The 20,775-nt window shown below is 41.1% G+C and carries 16 protein-coding genes; all 16 read left to right on the top strand.

Annotated elements, in window-relative coordinates:
• Window positions 1–24 precede the first annotated feature (24 nt).
• The 16 genes from sdaAB to HRK21_RS00840 all read left to right on the top strand — a co-directional run bounded on the left by sdaAB (window position 25) and on the right by HRK21_RS00840 (window position 20,696).
• Window positions 25–687: an L-serine ammonia-lyase, iron-sulfur-dependent subunit beta gene (gene sdaAB, locus HRK21_RS00915; RefSeq protein WP_031695242.1), complete on the top strand. Its 663-nt coding sequence runs from the start codon at window positions 25–27 to the stop codon at window positions 685–687.
• Between the two features lie 146 nt (window positions 688–833).
• Window positions 834–1,724 (top strand): L-serine ammonia-lyase, iron-sulfur-dependent, subunit alpha, encoded by an 891-nt coding sequence (sdaAA, locus tag HRK21_RS00910; RefSeq protein ID WP_003739226.1) that lies wholly within the window; start codon window positions 834–836, stop codon window positions 1,722–1,724.
• The gene (recG, locus tag HRK21_RS00905) at window positions 1,717–3,765 is read left to right on the top strand and encodes an ATP-dependent DNA helicase RecG (RefSeq protein WP_003739225.1); all 2,049 of its coding nucleotides are present in this window, start codon (window positions 1,717–1,719) and stop codon (window positions 3,763–3,765) included. Before sdaAA ends, recG begins: the two co-directional genes overlap by 8 nt.
• Window positions 3,766–3,945: 180 nt before the next feature.
• Entirely contained in the window at window positions 3,946–4,515 is a 570-nt protein-coding gene (gene fapR, locus HRK21_RS00900) for a transcription factor FapR (RefSeq protein ID WP_003736917.1), read from the top strand.
• Window positions 4,516–4,535: 20 nt separating this feature from the next.
• Window positions 4,536–5,549, top strand: a complete 1,014-nt coding sequence (gene plsX, locus HRK21_RS00895) for a phosphate acyltransferase PlsX (RefSeq protein WP_070005931.1) — start codon at window positions 4,536–4,538, stop codon at window positions 5,547–5,549.
• The gene (fabD, locus tag HRK21_RS00890) at window positions 5,542–6,483 is read left to right on the top strand and encodes an ACP S-malonyltransferase (protein WP_070005930.1); all 942 of its coding nucleotides are present in this window, start codon (window positions 5,542–5,544) and stop codon (window positions 6,481–6,483) included. The genes plsX and fabD overlap by 8 nt, the downstream gene beginning before the upstream one ends.
• 3 nt (window positions 6,484–6,486) lie before the next feature.
• Complete coding sequence (gene fabG, locus HRK21_RS00885) at window positions 6,487–7,230, top strand: 3-oxoacyl-[acyl-carrier-protein] reductase (RefSeq protein ID WP_003739222.1); 744 nt, start codon at window positions 6,487–6,489, stop codon at window positions 7,228–7,230.
• A 106-nt stretch (window positions 7,231–7,336) separates the two neighbouring features.
• Window positions 7,337–7,570, top strand: coding sequence for an acyl carrier protein (locus tag HRK21_RS00880; protein WP_003723866.1), 234 nt, complete (start codon window positions 7,337–7,339; stop codon window positions 7,568–7,570).
• A gap of 193 nt (window positions 7,571–7,763) precedes the next feature.
• Window positions 7,764–8,453 carry a ribonuclease III gene (gene rnc / locus HRK21_RS00875; RefSeq protein ID WP_003723865.1) on the top strand — a complete coding sequence of 230 codons (690 nt, stop codon included), beginning with the start codon at window positions 7,764–7,766 and terminating at the stop codon, window positions 8,451–8,453.
• A 22-nt stretch (window positions 8,454–8,475) separates the two neighbouring features.
• Window positions 8,476–12,036, top strand: coding sequence for a chromosome segregation protein SMC (gene smc / locus HRK21_RS00870; RefSeq protein WP_070005929.1), 3,561 nt, complete (start codon window positions 8,476–8,478; stop codon window positions 12,034–12,036).
• Between the two features lie 14 nt (window positions 12,037–12,050).
• Window positions 12,051–13,037, top strand: coding sequence for a signal recognition particle-docking protein FtsY (gene ftsY, locus HRK21_RS00865; RefSeq protein WP_069888037.1), 987 nt, complete (start codon window positions 12,051–12,053; stop codon window positions 13,035–13,037).
• 112 nt (window positions 13,038–13,149) lie between these two features.
• Window positions 13,150–13,482 carry a putative DNA-binding protein gene (locus tag HRK21_RS00860; protein WP_031695241.1) on the top strand — a complete coding sequence of 111 codons (333 nt, stop codon included), beginning with the start codon at window positions 13,150–13,152 and terminating at the stop codon, window positions 13,480–13,482.
• Between the two features lie 12 nt (window positions 13,483–13,494).
• A complete protein-coding gene (gene ffh / locus HRK21_RS00855) occupies window positions 13,495–14,847 on the top strand; it encodes a signal recognition particle protein (protein ID WP_003729538.1) in 1,353 nt (450 codons plus the stop codon).
• A gap of 142 nt (window positions 14,848–14,989) precedes the next feature.
• Window positions 14,990–15,886: a tyrosine/lipid phosphatase LipA gene (gene lipA, locus HRK21_RS00850; protein WP_070005928.1), complete on the top strand. Its 897-nt coding sequence runs from the start codon at window positions 14,990–14,992 to the stop codon at window positions 15,884–15,886.
• Between the two features lie 480 nt (window positions 15,887–16,366).
• A complete protein-coding gene (locus HRK21_RS00845; RefSeq protein ID WP_077952714.1) occupies window positions 16,367–18,964 on the top strand; it encodes an Lmo1799 family Asp-Ala repeat surface protein in 2,598 nt (865 codons plus the stop codon).
• A 73-nt stretch (window positions 18,965–19,037) separates the two neighbouring features.
• On the top strand, window positions 19,038–20,696 hold the full coding sequence (locus HRK21_RS00840; protein ID WP_070005926.1) for a glycoside hydrolase family protein: 1,659 nt from the start codon (window positions 19,038–19,040) through the stop codon (window positions 20,694–20,696).
• Window positions 20,697–20,775: the final 79 nt, after the last annotated feature.

The raw sequence follows: 20,775 nt of genomic DNA, 5'->3' as shown, positions 1-20,775 counted from the left end.
TGAATAGAAGAAAGGATGATTTTAGTGAAATTTAATAGCGTATTTGATATTATTGGTCCAGTAATGATTGGTCCGTCAAGTTCTCATACTGCCGGTGCTAGTCGTATTGGTGCCATTGCACGAGCTGTTTTTAATGAACAACCATCCCAAGTAGATATTCATTTATATGGTTCTTTTGCCAAAACCTATAAAGGCCATGGCACGGATGTAGCGCTGATTGGTGGCTTGCTCGGCTTTGAGCCAGATGATCCGCGCATGAAAGAATCTCCGAAGCTTGCTGAAGAGTGGGGCATGCGCATTCAGTTTATTGAAGAAGTGGAAGAGCCGCCTCATCCAAACACTGTAAAATTAGTTTTAAAACATGGCATGCAACAAATGACATTAATTGGTGCATCCATTGGCGGTGGAAAAGTAGAAATTATTCGTTTAAACGAATTCGAACTAGAATTCACTGGAACTGCTCCAGCTATCCTTATTTTACATCAAGACAAATTTGGCGCGATTGCTGCAGTATCCTCCGTGATTGCCGACTATAAAATTAATATCGGTCAAATGAAAGTATCGCGTAAAGTAAAAGGCGACGAAGCGTTAATGGTAATTGAAGTGGATCAACACGTCGAACAAGCGTTAATTAGCAAAATTGCTGAATTACCAGGGATTTATCAAGTAGCAAGTGTCATGATTTAGTAGTTTGATACTTCCTCTCTAGTGAATCGGTGGCTTTCGCTCGATTTGTGTAAAGCCAAATGTGCGTCAATAAAACGTGCATTTGGCTTTATTTTGAGTTGTAAATCAGGTATGTTGGTAAAGAGTAAAGAAAGTGAGTGTGGACAATGTTTAGAACTGTAGCAGAATTAGTAGATATCGCGGAACGTGAGAACCTAACTATTGCTGAAATTATGATTAAGCGTGAAATGAATATTTCTGGTTTACCGCGGGAAGAAATAACAGCTGCGATGGAACGGAATTTAGATATTATGGAAGAAGCTATTCGCGAGGGTGAGGCGGGTGTTACTTCTACCACTGGCTTAACAGGCGGAGATGCCGTCCTAATGCAAGACTATATCAAAAAAGGAAACTTCTTATCAGGCGAAGTTTTACTTGATTCTGTAGCAAAAGCAATCGCAACGAATGAAGTTAATGCTTCAATGGGCGTCATTTGCGCCACCCCAACTGCAGGAAGTGCCGGTGTTGTACCAGGTGTCCTTTTTTCTTTAAAAGATCGTTTGGAAATGACACGTGAGGATATGGTTAATTTTTTATTCACAGCAGGCGCTTTTGGTTATGTAGTTGCGAATAATGCTTTTATAAGTGGAGCAGCAGGTGGTTGTCAGGCGGAAATTGGTTCTGCAAGTGCGATGGCTTCAGCAGCGATTGTGGCCGCAGCCGGCGGAACTCCCGAACAATCAGCACATGCTATGGCGATGACGATGAAAAATATGCTCGGACTTGTTTGTGATCCAGTAGCGGGACTTGTGGAAGTACCATGTGTGAAACGTAATGCACTTGGTTCCTCGCAAGCCATTATTTCAGCAGACATGGCGCTCGCAGGGATTAAGAGCCGCATTCCCTGTGATGAAGTAATTGAAGCAATGCACCGCGTAGGCTTACAAATGCCAAGCTCTTTAAGAGAAACGGCAGAAGGAGGATTGGCGGCTACACCGACTGGACGTGCAATTCAGCGGAAGATTTTTGGACTGTCGCCAGAAGATAAGCGTGAGTGAACTTAAACGAATCCCGACAACTGAAATCAAAGGAATTGGCGAAGAAACAGCGAAAACGTTAAAAGAGTTAGGTTTATCCACCGTACATGATTTACTTTGGAACTTCCCGTATCGCTATGAGGATTATCGGTTGCGGGATTTATCAGAAGTGGCGCATGAAGAACGGATTACCATTCAAGGCGAAGTCCTAACAGAAGCAACAGTAGCCTTTTACGGTCGCAAAAAATCCAAGCTCTCTTTCCGTGTGTCAACAGAAGGGCAAGTCATCAAAATCGATTTTTTCAATCAACCCTATCTAAAAAGTAAAATAACCGTTGGTGAAACAGTAACCATTTCTGGCAAATGGGACAAGAGCCGCGCACAAGTTACAGCCAGCAAAATTAAAATTGGTGCTGTCGAAAACGAAGAAGAACTTGAAGGCGTTTATCGGCTAAAAGGAACCTTGCGCAACAAAACCATGCAAAAATATACGAGACTGGCGTTTGATAGCTATAGTCAAGATATAGAAGAAGTTATTCCGAGTAATCTTTTAAAAAAATACCAATTAATGGATCGCCTGGAAGCAGTGCGCATTCTCCATTTTCCGAAAAATAATGAAGAATTAAAACAAGCTAGACGTCGAATGGTCTATGAAGAATTCTTATTGTTCCAATTAAAAATGCAGTTCTTTCGTAAAATTGAACGTGAGAAATCAGGCGGAATTTCGATTAATTACGATGTAGAAGATTTACGTCATTACATTGATTCCTTACCATTCCCACTAACAAAAGCGCAAAAACGAGTAGTCAATGAAATTTGTGGCGATATGTTATCACACTTTCATATGAATCGTTTGCTACAAGGAGACGTTGGATCGGGGAAAACGGTCGTAGCATCTATTGCCATGTATGCGGCGGCCAAAAGTGGCTTCCAAAGTGCGCTCATGGTACCAACCGAAATTTTAGCCGAGCAACATGCGAATTCCTTAGTAGAACTGTTGCAACCTTTTGATATTACAGTTGGTTTACTAACGAGTAGTGTGAAAGGCAAACAACGCAGAGAATTACTGGCAATGCTCGAAAATGGCTCCATCGATGTTTTAATTGGAACGCATGCATTAATTCAAGACGAAGTAATTTATCATCGTCTAGGTTTAGTTATTACAGATGAACAACATCGCTTTGGCGTAGCACAGCGTCGAGTTCTTCGCGAAAAAGGGGAATATCCGGATGTTTTATTTATGACCGCAACCCCAATTCCTAGAACGCTTGCAATTACAGCATTTGGCGAAATGGATGTATCGATTATCGATGAACTCCCAGCTGGGCGAAAAGAAATCGAAACTTACTGGGTAAAACATCAAATGCTTGATCGCGTTATCGGTTTTATGGAAAAAGAAATCGACAAAGGCCACCAAGTCTACATCATTTGTCCGCTAATTGAAGAATCAGAAAAACTTGACGTGCAAAATGCAATAGACGTTTTCAACATTCTACAAAATAAATGGGGCACTAAATATATTCCAGGTCTTATGCACGGTAAACTATTACCAGCAGACAAAGAGCAAATCATGCGCGACTTTAATGATAAAAAAATTGATTGCCTTGTTTCGACCACGGTAGTTGAAGTTGGCGTAAACGTACCAAACGCTACCATGATGGTCATATACGATGCAGATCGTTTTGGTTTAGCACAATTGCACCAACTTAGAGGTCGGGTTGGGCGAGGGGCAGACCAGTCTTACTGTATTTTAATTGCTGATCCAAAAACCGAAGTCGGAAAAGAACGTATGATGATTATGTCAGAAACAAACGATGGCTTTGTGGTCAGTGAACGCGATCTAGAACTTCGCGGTCCTGGGGATTTCTTCGGTAGAAAACAAAGCGGTGTTCCAGAATTCAAAGTAGCAGATATGGTTCACGATTATCGCGTACTAGAAATTGCTCGCCAAGATGCCGTCCATATGATTTTTGAAGAAGACATGTTAGAAAACAAAACCTATGAAAAATTAGTAGCGCTCCTTGAGGAAGAAGGCGTCTTCACGGAGCAAAAACTAGATTAAACCTATGTAACAATCTTTAAAAAAACTTGCAACTTGGCTTGATTTTTAATAACATATTAAAGTACCAACAAATACAAGGGAAGTTCTGAATGTTATCCTACAGAGGTAACTTCCTTTTTTTACCTACTGTTTAGTAGCTGGTATTAATACCTTTCACAAAAAAGAGATGAGGATACATGCATGAAAAAATATTCTAAAAAGGATCGTCAAATGAAACTTCAAGTTGCGATTGAAGAAAATCCTTTCATAACAGATGAGCAGCTTGCGGAAAAATTTGGGGTCAGTGTGCAAACTATTCGTTTAGATAGGGTAGCACTTTCCATCCCCGAACTTAGAGAGCGAATCAAACATGTTGCGAGTGTCAATTATGCCGATGCAGTAAAAAGCCTTCCCATCGATGAAGTGATTGGTGAAATTATTGATATTCAACTTAGCAAGAGCGCTATTTCTATTTTTGATGTGCGTAGTGAGCATGTTTTTAAACGAAATAAAATCGCTCGTGGGCACCATTTGTTTGCCCAAGCTAATTCCTTAGCAACCGCCGTCATCCCAAATGAACTAGCTCTAACTACACAAGCAACCGTTCGCTTTGTTCGTTCTGTAAACGAAGGAGAGCGCATCATCGCAAAAGCAAAAGTACGTCCGGCAACAGACAACAGAGCAATTACAATTGTAGACGTGAAAAGCTATGTTGGAGATGAAATTGTACTTAAAGGCAAATTTGAAATGTATCACGCAACGCAAAAATGAAAATAAAGGACTGACGTATAATGAAAATTGCTGTAGATGCGATGGGTGGAGATCACGCACCAAAAGAAATTGTTTTAGGCGTGATGAAAGCTGTGGCCCAATATAAAGATATTGAAATTCTTCTATTTGGAGACGAAACAAAAATAAATGAATATTTAACTGATAAAACTCGCGTAAAAATCATACATACCGATGAAAAAATTGAAAGTGATGATGAACCAGTTCGCGCTGTAAAACGGAAGAAAAAAGCTTCTATGGTACTTGCTGCTCAAGCAGTAAAAGACGGCGAAGCGGATGCTTGTATTTCAGCCGGAAATACAGGCGCACTAATGTCCACTGGATTGTTCGTCATTGGTCGTATTAAAGGAATCGACCGTCCAGCACTTGCACCCACACTACCAACAGTGACAGGAAAAGGCTTTGTTATGCTTGATTTAGGAGCAAATGCGGAAGCAAAACCAGAACATTTACTACAATTTGGTTTAATGGGCTCGGTTTACGCAGAAAAAGTGCGTAAAATTGATCGTCCTCGCGTAGCACTTTTAAACATTGGAACAGAAGAAACCAAAGGAAATGATTTAACAAAAAAATCATTTGAACTTATGAAAAATCAAGATGCTTACGAATTTATCGGCAATATCGAAGCGCGTGATTTATTAATGGATGTAGCAGATGTTGTTGTAACCGACGGATTTACTGGTAATATGGTACTTAAGTCCATCGAAGGAACAGGCGCCGCTTTCCTAAGTATGCTAAAAATGAGTTTGCTGAATGGCTTTAAAAATAAAGTCGCAGCCAGCTTCTTGAAAAAAGATTTAATGGCTTTAAAAGCAAAAATGGATTATAGCGAATATGGTGGTGCTTGTTTGTTCGGTGTTCAAGCTCCAGTTGTAAAAGCCCACGGTTCATCCAATGCTAATGGTATTTTCACGACTATCCGTCAAGTACGTGAAATGGTTGAAAAACAAGTGGTCGAAACAATTAAAGCAGAAGTAGACAAAGTAAAAGTAGGAGGAACAGAAGCAAATGACTAAAATCGCATTCGTATTTCCCGGTCAAGGAGCACAAAAAATTGGCATGGGACAAGATGTAGCAGCAGAATATCCTGAAGCAAAGAAAATCTATGATGACGCTGACGAAAGACTCGGGTTTTCAATCACAGAAATTATTACAGAAGGTCCAATCGAATTATTAACGAAATCTGAAAACGCACAACCAGCTTTAGTTTCCACAAGTGTCGCTATTTTACGTGCACTGGAAACGTATGGTGTGAAAGCTGATTACGTAGCGGGGCACAGCCTTGGTGAATATAGTGCGCTTGTTGCTGGCGGATTTTTAGAAGCAAGTGATGCGATTTACCTCGTACGTAAACGCGGTGAATTAATGGAAGCAGCTGTACCAAACGGTGCCGGCGCAATGGCCGCTGTCCTTGGCGTAGACCGGGAAACATTAAAAGCAATCACCGAAGAAGTAACTAAAGAAGGCGATGCAGTACAACTTGCTAATCTTAACTGCCCAGGACAAATCGTTATTTCTGGAACAACTGCTGGTGTTGAAAAAGCTGGCGAAAAAGCAAAAGCAAATGGGGCGAAACGTGTACTACCTCTTGCGGTTAGTGGACCGTTCCACTCGAGTTTAATGGAGCCTGCTGCACTTGCTTTTCGTGACATTTTAGCAGAAGTAGAAATTTCAGATGGTAACATTCCAGTTGTTAACAACATAGATGCCAAACAAACTACTGATAAAGCGGAAATTAGCGATAAATTAATCAAACAAATTTATTCCCCAGTGCTATGGGAAGATATCGTAGAAGAACTAATTAAAAACGGCGTAGATACGTTTGTCGAAATTGGTTCTGGAAAAGTCTTAGCAGGTTTAATTAAGAAAATCAATCGTGATGTAACTGTACTGTCAGCAGGTGACGCTGAATCAGTGAAAAGTGTTGCCGCGACATTGAAAGGAGAATAATTAATGACTTTACAAGGAAAAGTAGCAGTAGTAACAGGTGGATCACGCGGAATTGGTCGTGACATCGCCATTAAATTAGCCAAAGAAGGCGCCAATATTTTCTTTAATTACAATGGTAGCCCAGAAGCTGCAGAAGAAACAGCAAAACTCGTTGCTGAATATGGTGTGGAAGTAGAAGCAATGAAAGCAAACGTAGCCATTGCCGAAGATGTAGATGCCTTTTTCAAACAAGCAATTGAACGCTTTGGTCGTGTGGATATTCTCGTGAATAATGCGGGAATTACACGTGATAACTTATTAATGCGTATGAAAGAAGACGAATGGGATGACGTAATTAACATCAACCTAAAAGGAACTTTCCTTTGCACAAAAGCAGTAACTCGTACAATGATGAAACAACGTGCGGGTAAAATCATTAATATGGCATCCGTTGTTGGTTTGATTGGTAACGCTGGTCAAGCAAACTATGTAGCAAGTAAAGCAGGCGTTATCGGCTTAACAAAGACAACTGCTCGAGAACTTGCGCCTCGTGGCATTAACGTAAATGCTATTGCTCCAGGTTTCATTACAACAGATATGACCGACAAATTAGATGAAAAAACAAAAGAAGCAATGTTAGCACAAATTCCGCTTGGTGCTTACGGAACAACCGAAGATATTGCAAATGCAGTTCTTTTCCTAGCGAGTGATGCTTCGAAGTATATTACTGGTCAAACACTATCTGTTGATGGCGGAATGGTCATGTAAAATTGGTTAATGAATGCGAATTTACTTGGCTCGCATTACTTTAAATATTTTTGTTTACGTAGGAGAAATAATCCTATATAATACTTGGAGGGAGGTGAAGTGAAAAATGGCAGAAGTATTAGAAAAAGTTACAAAAATCATCGTTGACCGTCTAGGTGTCGAGGAATCCAAAGTAACTTTAGAAGCTTCCTTCAAAGAAGATCTAGGTGCAGATTCCCTAGATGTTGTTGAATTAGTAATGGAACTTGAAGACGAGTTCGGAGTTGAAATCTCTGATGGCGACGCTGAAAACATTAACACAGTTGGTGATGCAGTGAAGTACATAGAGGCGAACGCATAAAACTTTATGTGACCGGATAAATGAGGGTGCCCGTGTTACTTATCTTTGCTGTGGTAACTTCCGCACGCGAGATGAGTAGCGCAGGTGGCCTCTTTTTCAAGGTCACGAGATTTGTTGGTTCATTTTCTAAGCAGCTTTTTGCTAGTGGCTGTTTAGAAAATGAACTTGCTTATTAAAGAGAGGAGCAAGTGAAATGAATCAATGGGAAGAATTACAAGAAAGTGTTGGCTTTGATTTTAAAGATGTTGAATTATTAAAACAAGCATTCACACATTCCTCATATGTGAACGAACACCGCCGAGAAAATGTGAAAGATAATGAACGCTTAGAATTTCTTGGTGATGCCGTACTTGAACTTACAGTATCGGACTACCTTTTTAACAAATATCCAGATATGGCAGAAGGACACATGACAAAAATGCGTGCAGCAATTGTTTGTGAGCCTTCTTTAGTTGAGTTTGCAGAAGCAGTACATTTTTCTAAATACGTGCGACTCGGTAAAGGGGAAGAAAAAGCTGGTGGGAGAACTCGTCCAGCACTTCTAGCGGATGTATTCGAATCTTTTATCGGCGCGCTTTATTTAGATAATGGGATTGACAAAGTCGTGACATTTTTAGAACGCGTTATTTTTCCGAAAATTGATGCAGGGGCATATCTACAAACCGTTGATTATAAAACGCAACTACAAGAAATTGTTCAACGGGACCGTGATGTCTTGATCGAATATGATATCCTTGGTGAAACAGGACCAGCACACAATAAAGCATTCGATGCCCAAGTAATTGTTAATGGACAAGTACTCGGAAAAGGCAGCGGCAGAACAAAAAAACAAGCAGAACAAAGTGCGGCACAATTTGCTATAAACCAACTAACACACAGATAAACAAAAATGGAGGTGTCCGGACATGTTATTAAAACGATTAGAAATGAATGGCTTTAAATCCTTTGCTGACAAAGTTGCGATAGATTTCGTGCCCGGCATGACTGCAGTTGTAGGACCAAATGGCAGCGGGAAAAGTAATATTACAGAAGCAATCCGCTGGGTACTTGGTGAGCAGTCCGCTAAATCGCTCCGTGGTGGCCGAATGGGCGACGTTATTTTTGCTGGAAGTGATACGCGTAAACCAATTAATTTTGCGGAAGTATCGCTTATTCTCGAAAATGAAGACCATTTTTTACCACTTGATTATAGCGAAGTAGCTGTTACTAGACGTATTTACCGTAATGGTGATAGCGAGTTTTTAATTAATAAAGAAAATTGTCGGCTAAAAGATATTGTCGATTTATTTATGGACTCTGGACTTGGAAGAGAGTCTTTTTCGATTATTTCGCAAGGGAAAATTGATGAGATTTTGAACAGCAAACCAGAAGAACGTCGCTCGATTTTTGAAGAAGCAGCCGGCGTACTTAAGTATAAACACCGTAAAAAACAAGCCGAAAATAAATTATTTGAAACGGAAGAAAATTTAAACCGTGTACAAGATATTTTGTATGAATTAGAAGGGCAACTGGAGCCGCTTGAAATGCAAGCTTCTATTGCGAAAGATTATTTATTCCAACAAGAAGAACTAGAAAAATACGAAGTGACTTTACTGGCGAGCGAAATTAGTTCTTTAACAGAAAAACTAGCCGAAGTGCGTAAAGAATTTGGTGAAAATCAGACTGTATTAATCAAGTTACGCGAAGAATTACACGCGGAAGAAGCAGTTATTTCACGTGAAAAACAAGCACTTAATGAAACAGATATTGCGCTAGATAATTTACAAGAACGCCTTTTAGTTGAAACGGAGAAGCTGGAACAACTAGAAGGGGAACGGAATCTTCAATTAGAACGTAAAAAGCATAGTAGCGAAAATGAACAAGTCTACGCAGAAACATTGGCGGCAATTACGGAAAAAATTGCGGCTTTAGAAGAACAAAAAGAAGTACTTAGCAATTCAAAACTCGAAAAAGAAACAGCGCTTGAAATGGCTGTCAAAGCGAAAAAAGAGCTAGAAGCGACACTTGCCAAATACGATGATTTATCCGAAGAAGCAATCGAAAACCGCAAAAGTGATTATATTGATCTACGTCACACGCAGACGACCATTAATAATGATTTAGGTTATATTGAGCGCCAAATTGGGCAAATCAATAGTCGAATTGACAAATTAGACTTAGAAAATAGTCATCATGTCGATGATAGAAAAGATATGCTATCGCAAATCGAAACAACCAAAACACATTTAACAAAAATCCAAAGTGAGCTTACGGAACAGATGGAAATTTACCGTGAAGTACAGCAAACTTTAGCGAAACAAGAAGCGATTTTTGGGACACAAGAACGCGCACTTTATAAACATTATGAAACAGTGCAACAAATGAAATCGCGGAAGGAAACATTAGAGGAGTTGGCGGATGATTATGCTGGCTTTTTCCAAGGTGTCCGGGAAGTTTTAAAAGCGAAAAAAGAAATTCCAGGGATTTTAGGTGCGTTAGTAGAACTAGTAGAAATACCTGCGAAATACCAACAAGCTATGGAAACAGCGCTCGGGGCAAGTGCGCAGAACGTTGTCGTAGAAGATGACCGCGTTGCTCGCGAAGCTATTAGTTTCTTGAAGAAAACAAAAAGTGGCCGTGCAACCTTCTTACCACTTTCGACTATTCAACCTCGTGAACTTCCAGCCGCAACGAAAAACGCTTTAAGCAACCAACCTGCTTTTATCGCGCTTGCAAGTGAAGTCATTTCTTTTGATGAAAAAGTTTCTCCGGTCATTTTGAATGCGCTAGGTACAACGATTTTGGCGAAAGATTTGAAAGGAGCGAATACGCTCGCTCGTTTAGTTAACTTTAGGTATCGCGTTGTGACACTGGAAGGGGACGTAGTGAATGCCGGTGGTTCGATGACTGGTGGAGCAACCAAAGGCGGAAAGTCGTCTATTTTAACGAGAAAACATGAGTTAGGCCAATTAGCAGAGAAAATTGCCGAGTTAAACGAAGCCACTCGTGAAATGGAATCCGCAGTGCAACTTGCGAAAGATAGCATGGCGAAAAAACGCGAAGAATTAGAAGAAACACGAGGAATCGGTGAAAATTTACGTTTACAAGAAAAAGAATTACTTGGGAAATTAGACCGAGAAACCGAGAATCTAGAGCGTTTTAATAAACAACTACAATTATATGATATTGAAAAAGCAGACGGTAGCGAAGAATTAAACAAACTACTGGAGCGAAAAGAAACTTTACTACATGAACAAGTCGAAATCGCGAAACAAATCGAAGCAACTGATGAAGAAATTAAGGCGATGACAAGTTCAAGCAAAGCATTAGAAAGCAAACGTGCAGCAGATTTAGAAAGTCTGTCATCCTTAAAAGCGCAAATCGCCGCTAAACGAGAGCAACTTCAATCAGCTACAGAAGCCGTCGAGCGAGTAACGACAACGCTACATGAAAATTACGAACAAAAAGAAGCGGCTGAACAAAAACTAGCTTCCTTAAAAACCAACTTAACTAGCGTTCATACAAGCGAAGAATCAGCCAGAAAATCCATTGAAGAACTGCGCAAAGATAAGGCTGAAACAAGCGAAAAACTTACGCAAACAAGACAAGCTCGCGCTGAACTACAAGAAAAATTAGAACTACTAGAAGCCGAGTTAACACAAAAAAATAATCAAATCAGTTTTTATGTAGAGCAAAAAAATAATGCAGAAATCAGTATTGGACGTTTAGAAGTAGACATTACGAACCGAATTGACCGTTTGCAAGAAGCTTATTTACTAACACCAGAGCAAGCAGAAGAAAAAATCTTGCCAGAAGTAAATACTGAACAAGCTCGTTCGAAAGTTCGCTTATTAAAACGTTCTATTGATGAACTAGGTATCGTCAATATTGGCGCTATCGAAGAATTCGAGCGTATCCAAGAACGTTTTGACTTCCTAAATGGGCAACAAGCGGATTTACTTGCTGCAAAAGAAACCCTCTTTAAAGTTATGGACGAAATGGATGAAGAAATGAAAATTCGTTTTAGTGAAAGTTTTGAAGCAATTAAAACCGAATTTGCAATTGTTTTCCCGGAGCTATTTGGTGGAGGTAGCGCGGAACTGGTGCTCCTTGATCCAGAAAATCTCCTAACAACTGGGATTGATATTGTCGTTCAACCACCTGGGAAAAAATTACAAAACTTATCGCTTCGTTCTGGCGGAGAACGTGCGCTAACGGCGATTGCATTGCTATTTGCTATCATTCGCGTTCGCCCAGTACCATTCTGTATTTTGGATGAAGTAGAAGCGGCACTAGATGAAGCCAACGTTACACGATTCAGCCGTTACTTGAAGCAATTTGAGTCCGGCACGCAGTTCATTGTTATCACGCATCGTAAAGGAACAATGGAAGAAGCCGACGTATTATACGGTGTTACCATGCAAGAGTCCGGTGTCTCCAAATTAGTATCAGTTCGCTTAGAAGAAACAGCCGAACTCATTAAATAAAAGGAGTAGACAAAATGACCTTTTTTAAAAAATTAAAAGATAAAATTACCCAGCAAACAGATTCTGTTTCTGGAAAATTTAAAGATGGCTTATCCAAAACACGCGGCAACTTTTCCGGAAAAATCAACGAAATGGTTGCTCGCTATCGTAAAGTCGACGAAGATTTCTTTGAAGAACTAGAAGAAATCCTTATTGGAGCCGACGTTGGTTTTGAAACTGTTATGGAACTAGTCGATACACTGCGTCGTGAAGTTCAACTTAGAAACATTAGCGATCCAAAAGACGTCCAAGAAGTGATTGTCGAAAAATTAGTTGAGATTTACCAAGGGGACGAAAAAGAAGATGAAGCACTTCATATCGAAGAAAATGGACTAACTGTTATCTTGTTTGTTGGTGTGAACGGGGTTGGTAAAACAACCTCTATCGGAAAAATGGCTCATCGCTTTAAACAAGAAGGCAAAAAAGTGATGCTGGCTGCTGGTGACACATTCCGAGCTGGTGCCATTGATCAACTTGAAGTTTGGGGCGAGCGCACCGGCGTTGATGTCATTAAACAAGCTGAGGGAAGCGACCCAGCAGCGGTGATGTTTGATGCCGTTCAAGCCGCAAAAGCACGCAAAGCGGACGTTTTACTTTGCGATACAGCTGGCCGTTTACAAAACAAAGTCAATCTAATGAATGAGTTAGAAAAAGTAAAGCGTGTCATTACGCGCGAAATTCCTAATGCGCCGCACGAAGTTTTACTAGTACTCGACGCAACCACTGGTCAGAATGCTTTCGTTCAAGCGAAACAATTTAAAGAAACAACAGACGTAACCGGTATTATCCTCACAAAACTGGACGGAACTGCCAAAGGTGGTATAGTTATTGCCATTCGCAATGAACTAGACATTCCAGTAAAATTCGTCGGTCTTGGGGAGCAAATGGATGACCTGCAAGCCTTTGATGCAAATGAATATGTGTATGGCTTATTTGCTGATATGGTTGATAACGAAAAATAATCAGAGAAAGCCGAATGATACCCGTCATTCTGGCTTTTTTCTCTTTTATTTAACCTTCCTTGACATTCCCGCGATTTCACCGTATCCTTTAAAAGGAGAGAGGTGAAATGCCTTGTTTGAGAAGACAAACCGTATGAATTTATTATTTGATTTTTACCAGGAATTACTAACAACAAAACAAAAAGCCTATGTTTCTTTTTATTACCTGGATGATTACTCGCTAGGCGAAATTGCTGAAGAATTTGAAGTGAGTAGACAAGCCATTTATGATAATATTAAAAGAACCGAAGAAAGCCTAGAAAAATACGAAGAAAAACTAGGGATGCTAAAAAAATATCAACAACGAGAAAAACTTTTTAATCAATTAGAAGCACAATTAACCAAGAAGAATTTTCTGGACGAGCAAGTGAAAGATACGCTCGAACAGCTTAAAAATATCGATTAGGAGGCCAGAATCATGGCATTTGAAGGACTAGCTGGAAGACTCCAAGAAACAATGAACAAAATTCGCGGCAAAGGGAAAGTAAACGAAGCGGACGTAAAAGAAATGATGCGTGAAGTTCGCCTTGCTTTACTAGAAGCCGATGTTAACTTTAAAGTCGTTAAACAATTCATTAAAACAGTAAGCGAACGTGCTGTCGGCGCAGACGTTATGAAAAGCCTAACACCAGGTCAACAAGTTATCAAAATCGTTCAAGAAGAACTAACAAGTTTAATGGGCGGAGAAGAAAGCAAAATCGGAACAGCGGACCGTCCGCCAACCGTTATTATGATGGTAGGTTTACAAGGGGCTGGTAAAACAACGACTTCCGGAAAACTTGCTAATTTATTACGCAAAAAATATAACCGCAAACCATTACTTGTCGCAGCAGATATTTACCGACCTGCCGCAATCAAACAATTAGAAACACTTGGCAAGCAATTAGATATGCCGGTATTTTCTTTAGGAGACCAAGTAAGCCCGGTAGAAATCGCCAAACAAGCGATTGCTAAAGCCAAAGAAGAACATTTAGACTATGTCATTATCGATACAGCCGGTCGTCTTCATATTGACGAAACGCTAATGGATGAGTTAAAACAAGTGAAAGAAATTGCAACACCAACCGAAATCCTGCTTGTTGTCGATTCCATGACGGGGCAAGATGCTGTCAACGTGGCGCAAAGCTTCAACGAACAATTAGAAATTACAGGTGTCGTGCTAACCAAATTAGACGGCGATACACGTGGTGGTGCCGCGCTTTCGATTCGTTCCGTCACTGGCAAACCAATTAAATTTATCGCGACTGGCGAAAAAATGGAAGCTCTAGAAACTTTCCATCCAGATCGTATGGCTTCCAGAATTCTCGGCATGGGCGATGTGCTTTCCCTTATTGAAAAAGCACAAACCGATGTGGATGCAGAAAAAATGAAAGCTATGGAACAAAAAATGAAAGACAACAGCATGACGCTAGATGACTTCCTAGACCAATTACAACAAGTAAAACAAATGGGACCACTAGATGAACTACTTAAAATGATGCCAGGGGCGAACAAAATGAAAGGCCTCGACAACATGAATGTCGATGATAAGCAACTTGGTCACATCGAAGCGATTATCAAATCAATGACTAAAAACGAAAAAGATAATCCAGATATCATTAATGCAAGTAGAAGAAAACGGATTGCTCGCGGAAGCGGTCGTCCTGTTCAAGAAATTAACCGCCTCCTAAAACAATTTGCTGAAATGAAAAAAATGATGAAGCAAATGACTGGTGGCGGCAAAGGCAAAAAAGGCAAAAATCCATTCGGCAATTTCAAAATGCCATTTTAATTCCAAAAGCCAAAATCCATTTCGGGTTTTGGTTTTTTTTCATACCTTAACATCCCTAAAATCATTTCTTTACAAACCCTTCATTCAACCAACAAATTGCGTTGCTATAATGTACAAGAAGCTTACAAAAGGAGGAGAAAGAATGAAACATTGGGTAAAAGTAACAGGGGCAGGGATACTAGGCGCAACCATACTACTAGGAGGATGCGGGGCGCAGTCAGAAGAAAAAGCAGAAGCAAATGTTAAAACCGAACAAACACTCCAACCGGGCAGCCAAATTAAATTAGAAGGTGCCGTAAATGTCCGGGACTTAGGTGGATACAAAACAACGGATGGACTAACCATTAAGCCACATAAACTTATTCGAAGTGCCGAACTCGCCAACTTAAGTGATTCAGATAAGAAGAAACTTATTCATACATACAATCTTTCTCATATAGTTGATTTCCGAACGAATTCAGAAGTCGCAGCCAAACCAGATCCAAAACTCACAAATGTGGACTATACGCACGATTCTGTGATGAAAGATAATGGCGCATCTACAAGTACACAAGATTTAACTGCCAGCCTAGCTAAAATGGATAACCCAGAAACATTTCTTATTAATGCCAATAAAAGTTTTATTACAGATGAAACTTCTATTCAAGCCTATAAAGAATTTTTCGATATACTACTAGCCAATCAAGATGGTTCTGTTCTTTGGCACTGCACAGCTGGAAAAGACCGAGCTGGATTTGGAACCGCCCTCGTTCTATCAGCTTTAGATGTGGATAAAAATACGGTAATTGACGATTATATGTTGTCGAACAAATATCGTGCCGATGAAAATAAAAAAGCAATAAAAGCCGTTGCAGCAAAAACAGATAATAAAAAAGTGATTGATGGAATGACAGCCGTAATGGAAGTTCGTGAATCTTATATCAATGCAGCTTTCGATGAAATTGATGCAAAATATGGTTCGATGGATAACTTTTTGAAAGAAAAACTTGGACTAACCGACGCGAAAAAAGAACAACTAAAAAAAGCCTATCTTTATTAAAAAAAGTAAGCCCTTTGAAAAAGGGCTTTTTTTTGCGTACAAATAGAATCTTAAGTGAAGAACCATTCTAAAAAGATTTGTATACAATTGAAAGATAATTCGTGTAAAGTTTGGTTTTATAAGCCTTAATACCTATCTAACAACAGTGCTAAAGTTTAAAAACAGGCTATAAATACGCATATTTGTGTAACTTTTAGACTAAAAGAATTGAATTGAAGTATTTTTTTGTTCTAGTACTTTTTACTTTAAATTTTAAAAATATACTATATAGTAAAGTTATCTAACGGGTTATAACAGCTAGTGTCAGGTCCAAAAACGAAGGGAGGGGCATTTGTCTGAATGGGTTGGCATCTGATATTGGATAAAGGTTCAGGGGATACTTAATAGTTAGCTTATTGGAAAAACATAATTAAATACCTTTATTCTGTTTTCAGTTATTTTTCAAAATCAAGAATGATTGATTTTTAAGGGGGAAAAATGATGAAAAAACAGCGTGTAGATTACAAACGGAGATTAGACCAAAAGCGAGCGCAAAAAGCAAAATTAATTGCTGCGCTTATTACAACGACAACAATGATGGTGGCGCCAGTCACTGTGAATTACGATTCTTTTAATCACCAATTTGCCCTAAGTGGTATTCAAGCGGATGCAGCGACCATTGATTTGCTGGGGAATTCTAATCTAAATACACAGTATTCTAATGGGAAATTAGTGATTACGCTTTCGGGGAATCAATTAGTTAGTGCGAGTGCGGTATCCACGTATTATCCATACTTTGAACTACCAAGTGAACTTTCTTCTATTTTAAGTAATCCAAATATAAGAGCAAATACGAAAATTGATTATAAAATTGCTTATTTAGGAATTGGCGGTATTGGATTATTTAATCAAGGTACTGTTAATGGAAGCAGTTCAAGTAATTTCTTTATCGATCCTAGTAGAAATGCGATTGGTGCCAAAGTAAATCATTTACTGGGAGTTGGGGTTAGTAGTGTATCTACATTCACTTTGACAATTGATTTACTTGCGCTTGGCATAACAGCGCTTCCTAGTGCTAATGATGGGAAATTGGATTTTGCTGCAAGAACTGGTGATGGGCTTTTGGATATTGATTTGTTGAATAGCAATGCGGCTCGTGGTTTTATTACTACGGATGTTGGAGATGCGGATGCCGATGCGGATGCCGACGCCGATGCCGATGCCGACGCCGATGCTGACGCGGATGCGGATGCCGATGCCGACGCGGATGCGGATGCTGACGCCGACGCCGATGCGGACGCTGACGCCGATGCTGACGCCGATGCGGATGCTGATGCGGACGCTGATGCGGACGCGGATGCCGATGCTGACGCCGACGCGGATGCTGACGCCGACGCGGATGCGGATGCTGACGCCGATGCGGATGCCGACGCCGATGCGGACGCTGACGCCGATGCTGACGCCGACGCGGATGCCGACGCTGACGCAGATGCGGACGCTGACGCCGATGCGGATGCCGACGCTGACGCCGATGCCGACGCGGATGCGGATGCTGACGCCGATGCCGACGCTGACGCCGATGCCGACGCGGATGCGGATGCTGACGCCGATGCGGATGCTGACGCCGATGCGGATGCTGACGCCGATGCGGATGCTGACGCCGATGCCGACGCGGATGCGGATGCGGATGCCGACGCGGATGCGGATGCCGACGCCGATGCCGACGCCGATGCCGACGCCGATGCTGACGCGGATGCGGATGCGGATGCCGACGCGGATGCGGATGCGGATGCTGACGCCGACGCCGATGCGGACGCTGACGCTGACGCCGATGCTGACGCCGATGCGGATGCCGATGCTGACGCCGACGCGGATGCTGACGCCGACGCGGATGCGGATGCTGACGCCGATGCGGATGCCGACGCCGATGCGGACGCTGACGCCGATGCTGATGCCGATGCTGACGCCGACGCGGATGCCGACGCTGACGCCGATGCGGACGCTGACGCCGATGCTGATGCCGACGCTGACGCCGATGCCGACGCTGATGCGGATGCTGACGCCGATGCCGACGCTGACGCCGATGCCGACGCGGATGCTGATGCTGACGCCGATGCTGATGCTGACGCCGATGCCGACGCGGATGCCGACGCTGATGCGGATGCGGATGCCGACGCTGATGCGGATGCTGATGCCGACGCTGATGCGGATGCTGATGCCGACGCTGACGCGGATGCTGACGCCGACGCTGATGCGGATGCCGACGCTGACGCCGATGCCGATGCGGATGCGGATGCCGACGCGGATGCGGATGCCGACGCGGATGCGGATGCCGATGCGGATGCGGATGCCGACGCTGATGCGGATGCCGATGCGGATGCTGACGTAGACATCGACTGGAGAGATTTCTTAGTTGAAAAACCAACTGTAAATCCAATATACGAAGGGACTAAAACCATTACAGGTTCTTCCATTTATAAAAATATGAATATAAATGCCCTTCTAAAATCATTGCAATCAGATGCACCAGCTGGAACAACTTTCTATATTAATTTAACTCTTCCAGATGGTACTGTTATCGGAAATGTCTTAATCCATGCAGATGGAACCTATACTATTAATATTCCTAATTATAATTTGAAAGCTGGAGATGTTATTCATCTTCAAGTAACAGCTAAATATGGTAATGAAGTTAAAACGAGTGAAGATGTAGCTGTAACTGTCCTACCATTAGTAGATTCTGATGCCGATGCCGACGCCGATGCTGACGCCGATGCCGACGCCGATGCGGATGCCGACGCCGATGCCGACGCCGATGCCGACGCTGATGCCGACGCTGATGCCGATGGAGGAACAAATCCTTCTACCAATGGAGGAACTACTGGAACTTCTAACGGAGGTACAGGCATAACTGTTACGAACATGAGTTCAAATGGTTCGGGAACAATGCTTTCCTCGGGTTATAGCGCGGATGGAACAGCTTCTATCTCAGCGAGTGATCTTCCTTCAACTGGAGATACCAACAGTAGTCTGCCGTGGGTTGGACTTGGTCTCTTCTCGCTAGCTGGTGCGTTTTTACTACGTCTTTTCCGTAAATAAGAGCCACAATACAACGATTCCCTGTCGCTAAGAAAATTTAGCGGCAGGGATATTATAAAAAGGAGTGGTACATATGCCTTGGAGAGGTATATTAGATGAACTTGAAAATAAAATTATTGATCAATTAACAGAAGATGAAGAACACGCCACTTACAACGGGAAATGGCATGGTTTTCTAACAATCGGCTATAAAAATAAACGAGCTATTGTCATAAATTTTAGCTATCTTTGCCTAGCCAACTTAATCAATGAAATGAAAAAAAGTGCAATAAAAAACCAAACCGAAGAGGCAATTTCTTTTAAAATAGATGTAGCCGTGGATTATCAACTTGAAAATTTAGGAGAATGGAATAAAAAAGCTTTAAAAACGAAGAAAAATTATTATAGAAGAGGCATTGCCTTAAATGAAAATTTTAAAATAGCTTTAATGGAACAGGAAATTAATGCGAACGCTATCCTTCTACCAGGTGATGAGGGTTTAGCTATCAACGTTGAAAATATGAATAGATATTTAATCCAAACAAATAAAAATCAAGCTCAATTAAACTTAACCGTAGATTCCACTATTGTCACTTTTAATACGGTAGGCTGGTTTTTTGATGGAAAGAAAATTCATGAGCTAGAAACGAGCGAGCTTGAGCATGGTCGTAGAAACATCGAACAATTAACTCCAGATAATGTTTCTGAACTAGTTAAACATGCTGGGAATTATTTAACACGCCAAGTCAATCAGACAGGCGAATTTAACTACGGTTGGTTTGCTTGCTTTGATAAAAAAATTAAACACTATAATAGTTTACGCCATGCGAGTACAACTTATTCCATGCTAGAAGCCTTCGAACTAACAGGCGAAAAAGCTATTTTAGAAGCAGCGACAAAAGCTTTGACCTATTTAGAACAGAATTTTATTTACGAAAAAGAGGATCTAGCTTTTCTCATTGAACCAGAATTGCGTGAAGTTAAATTAGGCGGGTCAGCTGCCACTTTACTAGCGTTAACTAAATACATGAAAATTACTGGAACGAAAACCTATCTGCCATTATGCCGGAAAATAGCCAATGCGATTCTTTCCTTGCAAGACGCTGACGGAAAGTTTACGCATGTTCTGGAATATCCCTCCTTAGAAGTAAAAGATATTTTCCGAATTATTTATTACGACGGGGAAGCTGTGTTTGGTCTACTTCGCTTATATGAAATCGACCGCGATTTGAAATGGTTAGATGCAGCAGCAAAATCCTTTGATCATTTTATTCGCGATAATTATTGGCAAAACCATGATCACTGGCTGAGTTACTGTGCTAACGAAATCACGAAATACCTTCCGGATGAGGCATACTACGAATTCGGACTGAAAAATGCTTTTGACAACCTATCATTTATTTACGAACGCGAAACCACTTTTCCGACCTTTTTAGAGCTCACAGTTGCGACAAAAGAGATGTCACTTCGAATGGAAAAAGAAGGGCTAGATGCGTTACTTCGCGGTTATCCATTAGATGAATTGGAAAAAACGATTACAAAACGCGCATTATACCAATTAAATGGATATTTTTATCCAGAATTAGCTATGTACTACAAAAATCCAGCACGAATAGAAGGTAGCTTCTTCATTCGGCACCAATCTTTCCGTGTCAGAATTGATGATGTAGAGCACAATATTTCCGGCTATGTACGTTATTATCATCTTCTAAAACAAGGAGAAATAAGTGCTGAAGCCGAAACCGTCAAATAAAAAGAAAAAAATTCCCTCTGTAAAGAAAAAACACTTTACAAACAAATCCTTTACTGGTAATATATATACTTGTGTAAGA

Origin of the sequence: Listeria monocytogenes, assembly GCF_013282665.1 — a bacterium.
In the GTDB taxonomy this organism is placed as follows: Bacteria; Bacillota; Bacilli; order Lactobacillales; family Listeriaceae; genus Listeria; species Listeria monocytogenes_C.
Note: the sequence above shows the minus strand (reverse complement) of the source record. Positions and strands in the feature narration are given on the sequence as shown.